At 72.4% G+C, this 16,564-nt stretch carries 16 protein-coding genes and 2 pseudogenes; 14 read left to right on the top strand and 4 right to left on the bottom strand.

Annotated features, from left to right (window positions below):
* Positions 1 to 172 precede the first annotated feature (172 nt).
* Genes OHA65_RS03235 through OHA65_RS03225 form a run of 3 tightly spaced genes read left to right on the top strand, consistent with a single transcriptional unit; the run spans position 173 to position 3,725 of the window.
* Positions 173 to 1,621 carry a uracil-xanthine permease family protein gene (locus OHA65_RS03235; RefSeq protein ID WP_405761102.1) on the top strand — a complete coding sequence of 483 codons (1,449 nt, stop codon included), beginning with the start codon at positions 173 to 175 and terminating at the stop codon, positions 1,619 to 1,621.
* Positions 1,618 to 3,018: an amidohydrolase family protein gene (locus OHA65_RS03230; protein WP_405761100.1), complete on the top strand. Its 1,401-nt coding sequence runs from the start codon at positions 1,618 to 1,620 to the stop codon at positions 3,016 to 3,018. The genes OHA65_RS03235 and OHA65_RS03230 overlap by 4 nt, the downstream gene beginning before the upstream one ends.
* Entirely contained in the window at positions 3,015 to 3,725 is a 711-nt protein-coding gene (locus OHA65_RS03225) for a TSUP family transporter (protein WP_405761097.1), read from the top strand. Before OHA65_RS03230 ends, OHA65_RS03225 begins: the two co-directional genes overlap by 4 nt.
* Here OHA65_RS03225 and OHA65_RS03220 read toward each other — a convergent pair.
* Positions 3,709 to 4,755, bottom strand: coding sequence for a substrate-binding domain-containing protein (locus OHA65_RS03220; protein ID WP_327281534.1), 1,047 nt, complete (start codon positions 4,753 to 4,755; stop codon positions 3,709 to 3,711). The genes OHA65_RS03225 and OHA65_RS03220 overlap by 17 nt on opposite strands.
* Before the next feature lie 59 nt (positions 4,756 to 4,814).
* Positions 4,815 to 5,315 carry a VOC family protein gene (locus OHA65_RS03215; protein ID WP_327281533.1) on the bottom strand — a complete coding sequence of 167 codons (501 nt, stop codon included), beginning with the start codon at positions 5,313 to 5,315 and terminating at the stop codon, positions 4,815 to 4,817.
* A 230-nt stretch (positions 5,316 to 5,545) separates the two neighbouring features.
* Here OHA65_RS03215 and OHA65_RS03210 point away from each other — a divergent pair, with 230 nt between their 5' ends.
* The 9 genes and pseudogenes from OHA65_RS03210 (at position 5,546) to OHA65_RS03170 (ending at position 12,350) form a co-directional block, all read left to right on the top strand.
* Positions 5,546 to 6,160 (top strand): serine/threonine-protein kinase, encoded by a 615-nt coding sequence (locus tag OHA65_RS03210; RefSeq protein ID WP_405761094.1) that lies wholly within the window; start codon positions 5,546 to 5,548, stop codon positions 6,158 to 6,160.
* Complete coding sequence (locus tag OHA65_RS03205) at positions 6,082 to 7,524, top strand: hypothetical protein (RefSeq protein ID WP_405761091.1); 1,443 nt, start codon at positions 6,082 to 6,084, stop codon at positions 7,522 to 7,524. The genes OHA65_RS03210 and OHA65_RS03205 overlap by 79 nt, the downstream gene beginning before the upstream one ends.
* A gap of 83 nt (positions 7,525 to 7,607) precedes the next feature.
* Positions 7,608 to 8,525, top strand: coding sequence for a WD40 repeat domain-containing protein (locus OHA65_RS03200; RefSeq protein WP_405761089.1), 918 nt, complete (start codon positions 7,608 to 7,610; stop codon positions 8,523 to 8,525).
* Between the two features lie 144 nt (positions 8,526 to 8,669).
* Positions 8,670 to 9,497 (top strand): class I SAM-dependent methyltransferase, encoded by an 828-nt coding sequence (locus OHA65_RS03195; RefSeq protein ID WP_328761444.1) that lies wholly within the window; start codon positions 8,670 to 8,672, stop codon positions 9,495 to 9,497.
* Between the two features lie 181 nt (positions 9,498 to 9,678).
* Positions 9,679 to 10,019: pseudogene (locus OHA65_RS03190) on the top strand (ArsR/SmtB family transcription factor).
* Positions 10,016 to 10,183, top strand: a pseudogene (locus tag OHA65_RS03185) (hypothetical protein); the annotation flags it as partial. The pseudogenes OHA65_RS03190 and OHA65_RS03185, both read left to right, overlap by 4 nt.
* Before the next feature lie 116 nt (positions 10,184 to 10,299).
* Entirely contained in the window at positions 10,300 to 10,518 is a 219-nt protein-coding gene (locus tag OHA65_RS03180) for an SRPBCC domain-containing protein (protein WP_405761086.1), read from the top strand.
* 101 nt (positions 10,519 to 10,619) lie between these two features.
* Entirely contained in the window at positions 10,620 to 11,399 is a 780-nt protein-coding gene (locus tag OHA65_RS03175; protein ID WP_405761083.1) for a hypothetical protein, read from the top strand.
* Between the two features lie 174 nt (positions 11,400 to 11,573).
* Positions 11,574 to 12,350, top strand: coding sequence for a polysaccharide deacetylase family protein (locus OHA65_RS03170; protein ID WP_327281526.1), 777 nt, complete (start codon positions 11,574 to 11,576; stop codon positions 12,348 to 12,350).
* A gap of 22 nt (positions 12,351 to 12,372) precedes the next feature.
* Here the strand turns inward: OHA65_RS03170 and OHA65_RS03165 are convergent, their stop codons facing one another.
* Positions 12,373 to 13,002: a TetR/AcrR family transcriptional regulator gene (locus tag OHA65_RS03165; protein ID WP_328761437.1), complete on the bottom strand. Its 630-nt coding sequence runs from the start codon at positions 13,000 to 13,002 to the stop codon at positions 12,373 to 12,375.
* Between the two features lie 102 nt (positions 13,003 to 13,104).
* Between OHA65_RS03165 and OHA65_RS03160 the strand changes: the two genes are divergently transcribed.
* Positions 13,105 to 14,139: an aldo/keto reductase gene (locus OHA65_RS03160; protein WP_405761080.1), complete on the top strand. Its 1,035-nt coding sequence runs from the start codon at positions 13,105 to 13,107 to the stop codon at positions 14,137 to 14,139.
* Between the two features lie 22 nt (positions 14,140 to 14,161).
* On the opposite strand, the gene OHA65_RS03155 is transcribed toward OHA65_RS03160, so the two are convergent.
* Positions 14,162 to 14,842, bottom strand: coding sequence for a TetR/AcrR family transcriptional regulator (locus tag OHA65_RS03155; RefSeq protein ID WP_328761433.1), 681 nt, complete (start codon positions 14,840 to 14,842; stop codon positions 14,162 to 14,164).
* A 61-nt stretch (positions 14,843 to 14,903) separates the two neighbouring features.
* Here OHA65_RS03155 and OHA65_RS03150 point away from each other — a divergent pair, with 61 nt between their 5' ends.
* Positions 14,904 to 16,544 (top strand): FAD-binding oxidoreductase, encoded by a 1,641-nt coding sequence (locus tag OHA65_RS03150; RefSeq protein ID WP_329312519.1) that lies wholly within the window; start codon positions 14,904 to 14,906, stop codon positions 16,542 to 16,544.
* Positions 16,545 to 16,564: the final 20 nt, after the last annotated feature.

Below are 16,564 nucleotides of genomic sequence, written 5' to 3'. Positions count from 1 at the left end.
GCCCAGCGAAGCCTACGCCCAGGGCCGCGCGCCGGTTGCCGGAACCCTTGACGGCCGTCCGGGCCCCTCGCATACTGGCGGCCAAATCGATTTGGCCAAATCGATTTGGCTCCCGTCCAGGGCCGGATCGCGGCTGAACTCATGCGTGTCGGACGCCGATCGGAGCTCGAACGTGTCAAGTCCCCGCCCCACCACCCCCGGTACCCACCAGCCGCCGACGCCGCAGCAGCCCGGCTCCTGCACCGCCGGCCGCCTCGAAGGGGCCGGCCCCGAGGACACCCGCCCCGACGGTGTCCACCCCGTCGACGAGTCCCGCCCCCTCCGCCGGATCCTCCTCTTCGGCATCCAGCACGTCCTCGTCATGGCGGCCACACCGATCTCGGCGATCTTCCTCATGAGCGCCACCCTCCGCCTCGACGCGCACCTGACCGTCAACCTGCTCTCCGCGGCCTTCGTGCTCTCCGGCGTCGGCTCCCTCATCCAGTCGCTCGGGCCCTGGAAGTTCGGCCCCCGGCTCCCGTTCGTGATGCTCCCGGGCGGCGCGCCCCTCATCCTCTTCCTCGCCATCGCCGAGCAGCACGGCCTGCGGACGGCCACGGGGGCGGTCATCCTCACCGCGCTCTTCTCCTTCGTCGTCCTCCCCGTCTTCTCGCGGCTGCTGGCCTTCTTCCCGGCCCTCGTCATCGGCACGATGATCGTCATCGTGGGCGTCAACCTGGTGAAGGTCGGCGCCGTCCTCGTCACCGGCCGTCCCGGCGAGCCGGGGTTCGCCGACCCCGCGCACCTGGGACTCGGCGTGGCCACGATCGGGTTCACCGTCTTCTTCTACCTGGTGTCCAGCGGCATCGTGCGCCAGCTCGCCGTCATGCTCGGCCTGCTCGCCGGCACCGTGCTGGCGGCGGTCCTCGGCGCCGTCGACTTCGGCCGCGCCGCCGACGGGGGCCTGTTCAACGCCCCGCAGCTACTGCCGTTCGGCTCACCGCGGTTCGACCTCGTCGCCGCGCTGCCGCTGATGCTCTACAGCCTGGCCTCCATGGCGGAGGCCACCGGGCAGACCGTCATCAACGCCGAGGCCGTCGGCAAGGAGATCGACCGGCGCACCGCCGTCCCCAAGACCATCAGGGGTGACGCGCTCACCTCACTCGCCGGCGGATTCCTCGGACTGCCGTTGATGGTGACGAGCGGCGAGAACATCGGGATCGTCCGCGTCACCGGCGTCCGCAGCCGCTTCGTCACTGCCGCTGCCGGCCTGGTCCTCGTCCTCATCGGGTTCCTCGCACCGGTGACCCGCGCGATCAGCGTCATCCCGTCCGCAGTCATCGGCGGCACCGCCATGGCCGTCTTCGCCGTCATCACGGTGCTCGGCATGCAGCTGCTCGGCCGCGCGGACCTTGACCAGCACACCAACACCTTCGTTTGCGCCGTCGCCCTCGCCCTCGGCCTGCTGCCCATCCTCATCCCCGGTGTGTACGCGGGCTTCCCGCCGAACCTCCGCATCCTCCTGGAGAGCGGCGTCGCCGTCGGCGCGTTCGTGGCCGCCGTGCTCCATTTCCTGTTCCACCACATCAGGCCCGGCGTCGTCGCGCGCGTCGCCGCAGCCCGTACGGAAAGCAGCCGATGAACCAGCTCGTCCACGACCTCCTCGACGGGTCCGGCCCGTTCCTCCTCGTACCCGACGCCGTGCTGCTGCCCGAAGGCCCCGCCGACGGCACGGCCGTCGTCGTCGCCGACGGCACGTTCCGGGCCGTCGGCCCCGCCGAGGAGCTGCGGCGCACCCATCCGCACCTCGACCCCGTAGGACTGCCCGGCCACCTCCTGATGCCCGGCTTCGTCGATGCCCACCACCACCTCACGCAGAGCTTCGGCTCGGCGCTCGCCTACGGGGAACCGTCGGAGATCTTCCGTCGGGTCTGGGTGCCGCTGGAGGGCGCCCTGGACGAGGAGTCGGCGTACACGGCGGCGAAACTGGCGGCGCTCGAAGCGCTGCGCGGCGGGTTCACCACCGTTGCCGACGCCGGAAACCGCACCGGCGTGGACGTCGACGTGGTGGCTTCGGCCACCCGTGACGCCGGCATCCGCTGCGTCCTGGGACTCGTCTGCGACGACGCCGCGACGGACGACCCCCGCGTACTCGACTCCGTACTCGACGGCGCGGGAGAGCACTTGGCCCGGTACGACGGCGACCCGCTCGTCCACGCCTCCCTCGCCGTCTCCGTCCCCGAGGCGGCCTCCGACGCCACCCTCCGGGACACCGCCCGGCTCGCCGCGGAAGCCGGGGCCACCGTGCAGATCCACGTCAACGAGCACCTGGCCGGCGTCGAACGTTCGTTGGTGCGGCGCGGCATGCGCCCTCTGGAGCACCTGCACCACATCGGCGCGCTCGGCCCGCAGCTGCTCGCCGCACACACCACCCTGCTCACGCCCCGCGAGATGAGCCTGCTCGCCGACACGGGTACCGCCGTCAGCTACAACCCCGTCGCCAGCGCCTGGAAGGGCAACGCCGTCGCCCCGGCCACCGCCATGGCCGAGCGCGGCATCCGCTTCGGGCTCGGCACCGACGGAACCCGCGGCGACGGGTTCCGGCTCGCCGACGCGGCCGAGTTCGCCCAACGGATCGCGTACGGCCTCGCCACCGGCGACTCCTCCTGCGGCGCCGGGTGGACCTGGCTCGAACACGCCACGCGGGGCGGCGCCGACGCCGTCGGTCTCGGCGCCCGAACCGGCAGCGTCGCGGCGGGTCTGGCCGCCGACTTCCTCCTCGTCGACGTCACCAACCCCGAACTCGCGCTGTCCTGGGACCTGCCGTGGGAGCTGGTGCGGCGCGGCAACCGCGACCAGATCACCGCCGTGTTCGTCGCGGGCCGGATACGCCTGTGGTGCGGAAGGCCCACCGGATGGGACGGTCCCGCGCTCGTACGCCGAGCGGCCGAACTGGCCCGCGCCGTCGTGGCACGGGCCCCCATCACCCGGGTCCACCCCACCTCCGCGGCGGCCCGCGAGCGGAACACCGCCCGGTGAGCCCCGGGACGCTGACGGTGCTCGCCCTCACCGTGGCCCTCGCCGCCTTCGTCCAGGGCAGCAGCGGGCTCGGCTTCGCCCTGATCGTCGCCCCCGTGGCGGGCATCCTCGACCCCGGCCTGCTCCCGGTGTTCGTCCTGGCGTCGATGATCCCGCTGAACCTGTACGTCGCCTGGCGCGAGCGGGCCGCGCTGGACCTGCGGGGCGCCGGCTGGATCACCGGAGCCCGGCTCGCGGCGACCCCCGGCGGGCTGGCACTGCTCTGGCTGATTCCGGACCGCAGCATCGGCCTGTTCGTGGGCGCCGCCACCGTCCTGGCGGCGGCGGTGAGCCTGGCCGCACCCGCTTTCACCCCCGGCCGGGCCGCGTACGTCGGGGCGGGCGCGGTGACGGGGCTGACGGAGACCGCGACCGGTGTGGGCGGCCCGCCGCTCGCCCTGGTCTACCAGCACCGGCCGCCCGCCGAGCTCCGCGCCACCGTCGCCGTCTGCTTCCTCATCGGCGAAGTGGCCTCGCTGGTGCTGCTGTTCGCCACCGGTCAGGGCCGTGTCCAGGACCTGGGCTGGGCGATCCTGCTGCTTCCGGCGACCGCCGCCGGGGCGTGGCTGAGCCGCTTGGTGCACCACCGCCTGGACGCCCGCAGCCTGCGCGTGTTCGTCCTGCTGTTCGCCCTGGTCTCCGGCGTGGTCCTCATGCTGGGGGCGTGATCCGCAGCGAGGACGCCCGTACGACCAGCCGGGGCGCGGGCGGCGCCGCCACCGACACGGTGGGCGCCGCCCCGCCCCGCAGCCGTCCCAGCAGCAGCTCCACCGCGTCGGCCGCCGCCCGGTCCAGGTGCAGGTCGACGGCGGTGAGCAGCGGATCGCAGGTACGGGCGCGCAGTCCGTCGTACCGGGTGACGACCATGACGTCGTCCGGTACGGTCCGCCCGCTGTCCCGGACGGCCCGGACCGCGCCGACCGCGAAGGCGTCCACCAGCGCGCAGACGGCGTCGATCCCGGGATGCTCGGCGAGCAGGGCCGCGCAGCGCTCGTATCCGGCCTGCTCGCCGCCCGCCTCGGGGGCGGTCGCGACGATCGGCGCCCAGCCGTGCTCCGCTGCCAGGCGCCCGTAGGCTCCGAGCGCGTCGACGGAGGAGTGCCGTTCGCCGGACCCGATGATCAGCGCGGGCCGTCTGGCGCCCTGCTCGTGCAGGTGGGTGAGGAGCATCTCGGCGACGGGCCCGCCCCGCAGGTCGACGTACGGGGCCTCCTCGTCGGGGGAGACGGGCCTGCCGAGCGCCACGTACGGCAGCCCGCGCTCGCGCAGCTGCGCCGTCGCGGGGTCGTTCACGTCCGGTTCGACGACGATGGCCCCGTCGATGTCGACGGAGTGCAGCCCGGAACCGGACTGGACGGGTGGTACGAGGACGAGGGCGTAGTCGTGCAGCAGGGCGCTCTCGGCAGCGGCGGCGGCGATCTCCATGTAGAACCCGAGCCGGGACGGCCCGCCGGCCACCGCGAACGGCATCGAGGACGCGAGCGCGATGGCCTTGGCCTGCCCGTGCCGCAACCGCTGGGCCCGGAGGTTGGGCCGGTATCCGAGCTCGACGGCAACCTGCTTGATCCGTTCCCGGGTGCGGGGGTCGACTTTGCCGAGCCCGTTGAGGGCGTGCGAGACCGTCGTGCGCGACACCCCGGCGACGCGTGCGACGTCGGCGATCGTCGGAGGCTTGGGGCCGGGACCGGGCGCGGGCATCTGCGCGGGCTCCTCACGTGTTGCGGACGGGTGGCCCCGCCATCCTCGCAGGCCGTTCCTCAGCTGGCGGAGCCCGCAGCCGAACCCGTCGCGAGGTCCGCGCCCCAGCGTGCGATCGCGGCCGGCAGGTCGAGCGCGCCCGGGCGCAGGTCGGAGCCTTCGGCGGGCCAGTCCTCGCGGGGGACGCGCCACATCACCTCGAACTCGTTGCCGTCCGGGTCCTTGGCGTAGAAGGACTTCGAGACCAGGTGATCGGTCGCGCCGACCAGCGCGCCGCGGTCGGTGAGCTTGCGGCCCAGCTCGGCGAGCTCACCGAGCGTGCCGACCTCCCAGGCCAGGTGGTAGAGGCCGACCCGGCCCTGTTCGGGACCGGGCGCCTGCGCGCCGACGGAGAACAGTCCGAGGTCGTGGTCGTTGAGGCTGCCGGGAGCGCTCAGGAAGGCGGCGCGGCCGGCGATCAGGTGGTCGACCTGGAATCCGAAAACATCGGTGTAGAACGCGACGGAGCGCTCGACGTCGCGGATCCAGAGCACGGCGTGGTTGAGGCGGCGGACGGACATGGGGCGACGCTCCCGATGGCTCGAAGGGGGTGGCTCGATCTGGCAGGTACCAGCATAACGTTCAAATTCGAACTACTGGCAAGTGTCGTCGCCGGACAGGGTCGCCCGACCGGTCGCCCGCCGGGCCCTGGCGCCTTCCCGTACTGAAAAGATTCTTTTAGTTTTCCGTTCGGAAGCGTCCAGGAAGATTCGTCTTAGCGACACCGTTACATCCCGGCGATCCAAGGCAGTTGGGCACCTTCTACCTCGACGGCCGCCTCGGCGCCGGCGGCCAGGGCGTGGTGGACGAGGGCTACGGCGTCGACGGCCGGCGGGTCGCCGTCAAGGCCCTGCACCGGGTGGAGGACGGCGACCGGGACAGGCTCCGCAAAGAGGTCCAGGCGTGGCGCCGGGTGGCGCCGTTCTGCACCACCGAGGTGCTCCACTGCGACCTCGACGGGTCCGTCCCGTTCGTCGTGAGCGAGTACGTGGCCGGGCCGGACCTGCGGCGCGCGGTGTCCCACGACGAGCCGTACGGCCCGGAGGAGCTGCGCCGACCGGCGATCGGCGTCGCCACCGCCCTGGTCGCCATCCACCGGGCCGGCGTGGTGCACCGGGACCTCAAGCCCGAGAACATCCTGCTCGGCCCCGACGGCCCCCGCGTGATCGACTTCGGCATCGCCCGGATCATGGAAGGCACCGCCACCGCCGGCCTGCCCATGGGCACGCTGCGCTACATGCCGCCCGAGCGCTACCGCGGCGAGAACGGAGACGCCAAGGTCGACGTGTGGGGCTGGGGGCGCCGTCCTCCATCTACGCCGCGACGGGCCGGCACGCCTTCGACGGCGACAGCGCCGGGGCGCTGACCTACCAGGTCGCCACCCACGAGTCCGACACGTCGGTGCTGCGGGAACCCCTGCGCTCCCTGGTGTCGGCAGCGTTGTCCAAGGACCCCGCGGGCCGGCCGGCGTCCGAGCAGCTGCTGTTGTCGCTCGTGGGCCGCGCGGACCTCGCGGACGCCGTCAAGGGCGTCGCTCCCACCAGCCCGGCGGGGCCCGACGAGCCGTCCCGGTCCGAGATGGCGGAGGCGGTCTTCGCCGGCCCGGGCACCGCTGCCCAGGAGGTCGTCTCCCAGGTGCTGCTGCGCCTGGTCGCCCCGGGGGAGCGCGCCGAGGACACGCTGCGTTCGGCGTACCGGTCCGAGTTCGCCGACGGCCGGACCCCGCAGGAGGTGTTGGACCAGGTCCTGACCGCGTTCACGGAGGCCGGGATCCTGGTCTGGGACGGCGACTCGGTCACCTTGTCCAGCGCCGCACTGATCCGGGCCTGGCCCCGGCTCCGCGACTGGGCGGATGCCGAGCGCCCGGGCCTGGGCGTCCACCAGCGCCGGTCGGAAGGGGCCCGGCTCTGGGAGGGCAACGGCCGCAGGAACAACGACCTGCTCCAGGGCACGGCTTTGGAACGCACCCGCGACTGGGCCGCGGCGGGGCGCCGTCACCTCACCCGCAACCACACCGAGCGGGACTTCCTCGACGCCGGATCCGCGCTGACCCGGCGCCGCGGCCGCTTGCGGGTACTGCTCAGCGCCGTACTGGCCGTCCTGCTGGTCCTCGCGGTCGGTGCGGCCGCCGTCGCGTTCGACCAACGCCAGACCGTCCTCACCCAGCGCCAGACGGCCACCGGCCAGCGGGACCGGGCCGTCTCCGCCCAGGTCGCGGGCACGGCCCAGTCCGTCCGCCGTACCGATCCCCGGCTCGCCCGGCGGCTCGCGGTCGCTTCGGCGAGCCTGGCCGACACCCCCGAGTCGCGATCGTCCCTGCTGGCCCTGCGCTACCAGTGGGAAGCCGACGTGCTCAAGCTGCCCGGCTTCGTGGCGACGAACTCCGACCTCGACGCCACCGGGCAGACCCTCATGGCCGCCGCGGACACGAACGTCGAGTTCTGGAACGTCGATACCCGCACGAGGACCGGTTCCTACACGGCTCCGGCCAGGATCCACCGGGTCGACCTCTCCGACGACGGCAAGACGGCCGCCGTGAGCACCGACGACGGATACACCCGCGTGCTCGACGTCGCCGGCGCCCGGCCGCGCGACGCACACGCCTTCCCCACCCCCGAGCAAACCACCGGCTACTGGCCGCCGATGAAGCTCAGCCCTCTCGGGACCTACTTGACGGTCGAAACGCCCCGTCTACGGACAAGGACGAGTACTACCAAGAGGGCGTACTGAGCGGTGACCGGCAGACCCTCGCGTTCCCCCACGACGCCTCCCTCGACATCCGGTCCCCGCAGTCGGGCACCAAGCGGGCCACCGTGACCTCGCCCACCGGCACGTCGGGAAGCGGCATGGAGAAGGCGGAACTCAGCCGTGACGGGCGCCTGGCCGCCGTGCTCATGGGCACCACGATCGAGATCTGGGACACGGCCAAGGAGAGGGAGCCCGTCCTGGGCGCGCTGTCGATCCTGGACCCGCAGATGCGCGACAGGGCGACCACGGCTTTCGCGTTCTCGCCGGACGGGAAGTCGCTCGCCGTCCAGGTCGTGACGAAGGGCGAGGTCAACACGCTCACCTTCTGGGATCTGACCACCATGCGCCAGATCGGGAAGGTGGCCGCCGACCTCGGCTATCCGGCCAACGGAGGGGCGGTCGTGTTCCAGCCCGACGGCCGGTCCGTCATCACCGCGCCGATGTTCGGCCGAGTCGCCTTCCCCTCCGGCGAGGTCATCACCAAAGGCGCCCCGAGCCTGGAAGTGGACTCCATCAGCGACGACGGCACGACCCTCTACACCCACCCCCGCGGCTTCCGCCCCTACATCCGGCTCCGGGACGCCCGTACGCTCCAGCCCGTCGGCCAGGACCTGAGCACCGGTCCGGTCTACCCGCCCCTGTCCGCACCCGAGAGGGCGACCGCCGTCTCCCCGGACGGCCGGCTGTTCGCCACCGTGCACGAGTCTCAGCCCGGCTACCAGATCAAGGTGTGGGACAGCCGCACCCGTCAACAGATCGGGGTGCCTCTGACGGGGCCCACCGGAGCCGTGGGGGAATTCGGCGTGATCGGGTTCACCCCCGACGGCTCGGCCGTGACCGGCGTGGACGAGTACGGCAGGTTCTTCACCTACACCCTCGCCCCCGCACGGTTGGTCAGGGACCTCTGCGCCACATCGGGTCCCCTCACCGAACAGGAATGGAAACCCCACATCCCCGACGTCCCCTACCGCAAGACCTGCTGACGGCCCGTCGGCCGTCCGCAGGCCCGTCACGCATCACGCCCCGGCGTGGCCGGGCGGGTCCTCTGTCGCGACGGGGGTCCGCGCGCCACACTGGAGACTTCGGGGCGCCCCGCCCCGTCACGAGGAGGTGGTGGGGTGTCGTCGGTGACCCCTGCAGAGCAGCCCGCTCCGGTGGTGCGGCCCGAAGTGTGGGAGACGTACGGGCCGGCCGATCTCAGCGCCGTGCCGGTGTTCGCCGGAGGGTTCATCAACTTCGGCTACTGGCGGGAGGTCGATCTCGAAGAGCCGCTGACCCAGGGCGACCGGATCCGCAGCGAGCAGGACCTCTACCGGCACGTACTCGACGCGGTAGGCCCCGCGGGCGGTCGGGCCGTGGAGATCGGCTGCGGTCTCGGCCTCGGGTGCGCACTCGCCCTGGAGGAATACGGGCCCACGGAGATGACCGGGGTGGACATCCACCCCCAGCAGCTCCAGCGGGCCCGCGAAGCCAACTCGCCTCTCCTCGAAGCCCGGCCGCCCCGGCTGCGCTTCGTGCTCGGGGCGGCGGAGAGCCTGCCGCTCGGCGACGCCGAGTTCGACTGCCTGTACAGCGTCGAGGCGGCGCAGCACTTCCCGGACCTGCCCGCGTTCGCCCGCGAAGCGGCCCGGGTCCTGCGCCCCGGCGGGCGGGTGGCGGTCGCCAGCTTCTTCAGCGTCGAGGGCGCGCCCGCGCCCGCGGAACGGCTCGCGGGGCTGCTGGACTCGTTCGCCAGTGGCCTGGACATCGCGCGGCCCGTTTCCCGGCTCGACGAAGCATTGGCGGACGCCGGTTTCGCCGACGTGCGCATCGCCTCGATCGGCCCGCAGGTCTGGCCCGGCTGGGACCGCTGGCTCGCGCGCCTCTGGGCGCCGGGCACCTGGCCCCGCAACTTCCTGGCCGCCTGGGAGCAGCAGATCCTGGACTACTACCTGGTCACCGCCACCCGCCCGTAGACCGCACACCGTGATAGGTCACGGCTGACGTCGACGCCGACTGTGCGCAGCTCGCCGCGGCCGGAGTCGAGGTGACCGGTCCGGAGGACGCCCCCTGGGGGCGGATGGCCGGCTTCCGGGACCCCGACGGCAACAGGCAACAGCCTGATGCTGGTCACGGAGAAGGAAGGCTTCTAGCCCCGTGGTCACGACGGGTGCCGACGAAGACCGGGTGTTCGCCGCCCTCGTCAACGGCACCCGCCGTGAAGTGCTGCGCCTCCTGCGCGAGCGCGGCCCGCAGCCCGTCCAGGCGCTCGCGGACCATGTCGACATGCGCCGCCCCAGTCTCTCGGAACACCTCAAAGTGCTCCGGGAGGCCGGGCTCGTATCCGAGGAACGCGCCGGCCGGCAAAGGATCTACCAGCTCGAAGCCGCCCCGTTGGCCGATGTCCAGGACTGGCTGCATCCATACGAGCGGTACTGGCGCGGCAGGCTCAAGGACCTCGGCGGCTCCTGGACCGCATGCCCGACGATGAGACATGACCCCTGAGCGCGCACCCGATCCCGCTCCCGATCCCGAACACACCGCCGGGCCCTACGAGTCCGAAGACCTGACGACCGTACGGGTCGACCAGTTCCTGCCACACACGCCCGGCAAGGTCTGGCGGGCCCTGACCGAGCCCGAGCTGATCGCCCAGTGGCTCATGCCGTGTGACTTCCGCCTGGAGGTCGGCCACCGCTACACGATGACACCGCGCCCCGGCCCAACACCGGCTTCTCCGGCACCACGGCCGCGGAAGTCCTCGCCTTCGAACCGGGCCGCATGCTCGCGGTCCGCTGGCAGGACGCCTCCGGCACGAACCGTGCCGACTGGACCATCACCTGGACCCTCGCACCGGAGGGGCGGGGAACCTGCCTCTTCCTCGTCCACGAGGGCTTCGACCCGGACGACGACCTGCAGATGATGGCGCGGAAGATCATGGGTAGCGGCTGGCGGACCCACATCATGGACGCGCTGGACCGTGTGGTCGGGCAACTCTGACCGCAGGCGCCTCCTTTGGGCCTGGTACCGCCCAAACCCACACACCTCACAGGTCACCTGGGTAGAGTCCGCACGCAACACTGTCCATCGGAGGAGCCCGCATGTCCGCTCGGGAGATTCCCACCCTCAAGTCCCAGTACGCAGAGAAGGTCACCGCCGACCTCGACCTCAACACCGCCGAACAGGAACGCATCCGAGAGGAGATCGCCTCCCTCCAGGAGCGCCTGGCCGGTCTGGAGCAGGACCACGTACTCCTCGTCGGGATGCGGGCGGCCCTCGGTGACGTCGCAGCCGCGGTGTCGGTGCCCGCCCCGCGCGCCGGTAAGAAGGCGGCGACGGCCACCGCCGTGAAGCAGGCGCCCGTGAAGCAGGCGGCCGTGAAGAACGCGCCCGCGAAGCAGGCGCCCGCGAAGAACGCGCCCGCGAAGAACGCGCCCGCGAAGAACGCGCCCGCGAAGAAGGCGGCCGCGAAGAAGGCCAGCGGTAGGAAGACGACCGCGGTGAAGGCCGCGGCGAAGGAGCCCGTGAAGGCGACGGCCGTCACCTCCGAGGAGAAGGCCGCCTCCAAGGAGAAGCAGGTCCCGCTGACCGAGCTGATCCACCGGCACCTGAGTGGTCAGGCGGAGCCGAAGACGGCCCGCGAGATCGCCCAGGTCCTGAAGGTCGCGCACCCGGACCGCAGCGTCAGCGACAACCTGGTGCGCACGACCACCGAGCGATTGGTGGCCCGCAGCCTGGCGGAGCGCGTCAAGCAGGGCGCCACGGTCTACTACACGGCCCTCCCGCACCACGGCGGGGCGGTTGAGGCCCCGGTCGCCGCCGCAGGCGAGGCGGCGGCCGAGAAGGAGACGGAAAACACTCCGGCACCGGCCACCGCCTGACCGGCCCGTTCTGCGGGCGCCGCGACGCGGTGCTTCCCCGGGCCTGCCGGCTCTGCCTCAAGGCCCGGGGTGGGACGAATGGGCCGAACGGGGGAAATGGGGCCGTCTGCGCGTGACCTACCCTGGATCGGAATCGCGAGTTCCGGGGGCCGAGCGCAAAGGAAGAGCGCGTCCATGGGCATCACCATCAGTTCCGTGCGTCGTCGACGGGCGGGATCCGCCGTGGCGGGAGCCGTCCTCGCCCTTCTGGCGACCGCGGGCACCCCGGCCGTCGCCGCCACGGACGGCTCGGCGGGCCGGTCTCCGGCCGGCTCCGAGCCGGCCCGCGGCGCCTCCACGATCCCGCTGGGGATCTCCCGGCTGGCCCAGGGCCCGGGTCGCGACGTCGCCATCACCATCGACGACGGTCCGGACCCCCGCTGGACCCCCCAGGTCCTCAAGGTGCTGAAGCAGAACCACGTCAAAGCCACCTTCTGCATGATCGGAACCAGCGCGCAGAAGTACCCGGCCCTGGTGCGCGAGGTCGCCGCCGAGGGGCACCAGCTGTGCGACCACTCCGTCGACCATGACGTGACGATGGACCACAAGCCCGTCGCCTACCAGCGGAAGCAGATCCTGGACGCCAAAGCCATGATCGAGAAGGCCGTGCCGGGCGTCGCCGTGAACTACTACCGTGCGCCGGGCGGTGCCTTCACCCCCGACAGCCGTGCGATAGCCGTCGCGAGCGGGATGCGGCCGCTGGGCTGGAGCGTGGATCCCAAGGACTGGAGCCGTCCGGGCCTGCCGGCGATCGTCGCCGCCCTGGAGGGCAAGCTGCCCCAGCAGCCGACCATCCTGTTCCACGACGGCGGCGGCGACCGCAGCGAGACGGTCGCGGCGCTCAAGCGGTACCTCCCCTGGCTCAGTGCGAAGGGTTACGGCTTCACGTTCCCGGCCCGCACCACCCCGTAGGGCGTCCCCGCCCGCCTCGGGCTCACGACCCGGGCTCACGTACGTACGCCCCCGCCCCCGCGGCCACCGCCGCGGCCTTCGCGGCGCGATCGGCGTCGGCCTCGTCGAGCGGGAGGGTGGTGGTCAGGAGGCGGTAGTAGAGCGGGGCGGACGTCGCGCGGATCACCTCGTGCGCGTCCGTGCCCTCGGGCACCTCACCACGGGCGGCGGCCCGCTCCACACAGGGCGCCCATTCGTCGACGCGTGCGGAGTAGAAGCCGTACAGGGCCTCCGCGGCCTTCGGGTCGCAGCCGGCCGCCGCGATCACCGCCTTGAACAGGGCCCCCTGCCGGGGGTCGGCCAGCGTTCGCTGCACCAGCCGGGCGTTGGCCGTCAGGTCCCCGAGCAGCGAGCCCGTCTCCGTGCGCGGTACGGACTGCTGTGCCATGTCCAGCAGCAGGTCGGCCACGAGACCGGTGACCGTGCCCCAGCGGCGGTAGACGGTCGTCTTGCCGACTTCTGCGCGGCGCGCGATGTCGGCGAGGTCGAGATGGGCGAAGCCCTGTTCCGCCAGGACGTCCGCGGTGGCACCCAGCACGGCCGAGCGCACCCGCGCCGTACGCCCTCCGGGGCGCGTGGTCCCCGGGTCGGCCTCGCCTTCCGTGAACTCCATAACGGGACTCCAGTTCCATTAGTCGTCTCGCGTTGCTATGTTGGGGCCATCTTAACGGAACCACAGCCCCATTAGCTGGGGTTTGTGAGAGGGGGATTCGTCATGGAGTACAGGCGACTGGGTGCGTCGGGACTTCAGGTTCCGGCGCTCAGCTTCGGCGCCGGCACCTTCGGCGGGCGGGGACCGCTCTTCGGCGCCTGGGGCCGTACGGGCGTGGAAGAGGCGCGTCGCCTCGTGGACATCTGCATCGACGCCGGCATCACCATGTTCGACACCGCCGACGTCTACTCCGACGGCGCGTCGGAGGAGGTGCTGGGGGCCGCTCTCAAGGGCCGCCGCGACCAGGTGCTCATCTCCACCAAGGCCGGCCTGCCCACGAGCGACGTCCCCGGCGACGCGGGCACCTCGCGATCCCGCCTGATCGCTTCCGTCGACAAGGCGCTGCGCCGCCTCGACACCGACTACATCGACCTCTTCCAGCTGCACGCCTTCGACGCCGGCACCCCCGTGGAGGAGGTCGTCTCCACCCTGGACGACCTGGTCCGGGCCGGGAAGATCCGTCACCTCGGCGTCTCCAACTTCTCCGGCTGGCAAACGATGAAGTCCCTCGCCACGGCCGACCGCCGCGGCCGGGAGCGTTACGTCGCCCACCAGGTCTACTACTCCCTCATCGGCCGCGACTACGAATGGGAGCTGATGCCCCTCGGGCTCGACCAGGGGCTCGGTGCGATCGTCTGGAGCCCCCTCGGCTGGGGGCGGCTCACCGGCAAGATCCGCCGGGGTCGACCGCTGCCCGCCGGCAGCAGGCTGCACGACACCGCGGACTTCGCGCCGCCGGTGGTGGACGAACACCTCTACCGCGTGGTCGACGCCCTGGACGAGATCGCCGCGGAAACCGGCAGGGCGGTCCCGCAGATCGCCCTGCGCTGGCTGTTGCAGCGGCCCACCGTGTCCTCCGTCATCATCGGTGCGCGCAACGAGGAGCAACTGCGCCAGAACCTCGGCGCCGTGGGCTGGACGCTCACCCCGGAGCAGATGGCCGTGCTCGACCGGGCGAGCACCCGCTCGGTGCCCTATCCCTACTTCCCCTACCACCGCCAGCCGGGCTTCGCCCGCCTCAACCCCCCGACGGTGTAGGCGCATTGATCGAGGGGCCGGGTCAGGCGTTGCGTACGGCCGTGAGCAGGCGGGCGCAGCGGGCGCTCATGTCCTGGGCGGATTGGTCGGGATGGGCGATCCACCAGCCCATCAGCGCGCTGACGGTGCCCGTCCACACGTGCTTGAGGGCATCGGCGTCGAGGGGGTCCTCGTTGCCGCGGCCGCTCAGCAGCGCAGCGGTGCCCGTCGCGGCCAGTGCGTCGATGGCCTCGCGGTGTCGCTGGGTGGCGAGGCGCAGTTCGGATCCGGGGGTCAGGGTCCTGTCGTACAGCACGAACCAGGAGTGACGTCGTTCTTCGAGGGCCGTGAAGAGTCCGGTGAGGACGGCGTGGGGGAGCTGTTCCTCGGTGGTGGCGGCCGGACCGCCGGCCATCGCCGCGTCGATGGCCGCGGTGACGCGGTCGGCGATGTGTTCGAGGCAGGCGAGGTAGAGCCCGTCCTTCGAGTCGAAGTAGGCGTAGAGCATCGGCTTCGTCACGCCCACCCGCCGCGCGATCGCGGCCATCGATGCGGACGCATGACCGTGCAGGCCGAACTCCTCGGCCGCGGCGGCCAGGATCTGCTCCTCGCGCTCGGCGCGCGGAACGCCCTTCGTCCCCGCCGGCCTGCCCCGGCGCCTGCCGGGCGGTGGCGGGGTGGTCGGCTGGGTGGCCGGTGCGGCGCCGGCGCTTGTGGAGTCCATGGAGCGAACTATACGGTGGAGTAAATTACCAAGCGGTAAATTACCGAAGGGTTCTATCGCCATGGCCGAGACCGTGCCCGAAGCCCCTCTCGCCCCGCCTCGGCGCCGTCGCTCCTGGTGGGGCTGGGGCACCGATGACCAGGCCCTCCCCGACGCTCAGTGCGTCGCCCTCGGCGCGCTGGTGCCCGGGGCGGCCGGCACCCCGCTGCCGGTACCCGACGTTCGCCGCGTCGAACTGCCGAAGGCCCGGGCGGCCCCGCCCTCCTCCCTCGCCCACTTGATGTCCGACACCCCGCCGGACCGGGCGTCCCACGCCTACGGCAAGGCCTACCGCGATGTCGTGCGCGCCCTGCACGGCGAACTCGGAGCGGCTCCGGACCGGGTCGCCTTCCCCCGCTCCGAGCAGGACGTCGTGGACGTCCTGGACTGGGCGCAGGGCGCGGACGTGGTCGTCGTGCCCTACGGGGCCGGCAGTTCGGTGGTCGGGGGAGTGGAATACCGGGGGGACCGGCGGCGCGGCGTGGTGTCCCTGGACCTCTCCGCCCTGGACCGCGTACTCGACATCGACACGGCCAGCAGGGCGGCACGCATCCAGGCGGGCGTCCTCGGGCCCGACCTCGAAGCCCAGCTGCGGCCGCACGGTCTGACCCTGCGCCACTTTCCGCAGAGCTTCGAGTTCTCCACCCTCGGCGGCTGGCTGGCGACCCGGGCCGGCGGCCACTACGCCACCCTCCTCACCCACGTGGACGACCTGACCGAGTCCCTGCGCGTGGTCACCCCGGTCGGCGTCAACGAGTCGCTGCGCGTTCCCGGTTCGGGCGCGGGCCCGTCCCCCGACCGGCTGTTCCTGGGATCGGAGGGCACGCTCGGAGTGATCACCGAGGCCTGGATGCGGCTCCAGGAGCGGCCCCGCCACAAGGCGTCGGCCACGGTCCTGTTCGATGACTTCAAAGCCGCGGTCGGCGCGGTCCGCGCCCTCGCGCAGTCGGGCCTGCACCCGGCCAACTGTCGACTGCTCGACCCGGGTGAGGCGGCGCTCGCGGGCGTGGCCGGCGGCGGCCGGAGCGTACTCGTCCTCGGGGTGGAGTCCGCGCACTTCCCCGTCGCCGACCGGCTCGCCGAACTGGTCGCCCTGGCGCGCGATCACGGCGGTTCGCCGACCGTGACCGCGCCCGCGGCCGGTGACCCCGCCGGTCCCCCGGCCGACGACTCCGCGGCCGCCACGTGGCGTTCCGCGTTCCTGCGCATGCCCTACCTGCGCGACGGACTCGCACGGATGAGCGTGATCAGTGAAACCTTCGAAACGGCCTGTACCTGGGACCGCGTCGACGCCCTGTACGAGGCCGTGCACCGGCACCTCGGCGCCGTCGTGCGCAAGGTCACGAGCTCCGAGGGGATGATCAACTGCCGTTTCACCCACGTCTACCCCGACGGCCCCGCCCCCTACTTCACCGTCATGGCGCCGGCGCGGCGCGGCTCGGAGGTCGCGATGTGGGACGAGATCAAGTCCGCCGCGATGGACGTGCTCGGCGCGCACGGGGCGACCGTCACCCACCACCACGCCGTCGGCCGTGACCACCGGCCCGGATACGACCGGCAGCGCCCGGAGCCGTTCGCCCGGGCGCTGCGGGCCGCGAAGCAGGCGCTCGACCCGGCGGGGATCCTCAACCCCGGAGTGCTCTTCGACGGGGAGCGGAGCTGAGCGGACGGCGCATCCGCGGT

Origin of the sequence: Streptomyces sp. NBC_00045 (genome assembly GCF_045041095.1) — a bacterium.
GTDB lineage: Bacteria > Actinomycetota > Actinomycetes > Streptomycetales > Streptomycetaceae > Streptomyces.
This window is presented reverse-complemented; position numbering and strand designations above follow the sequence as displayed.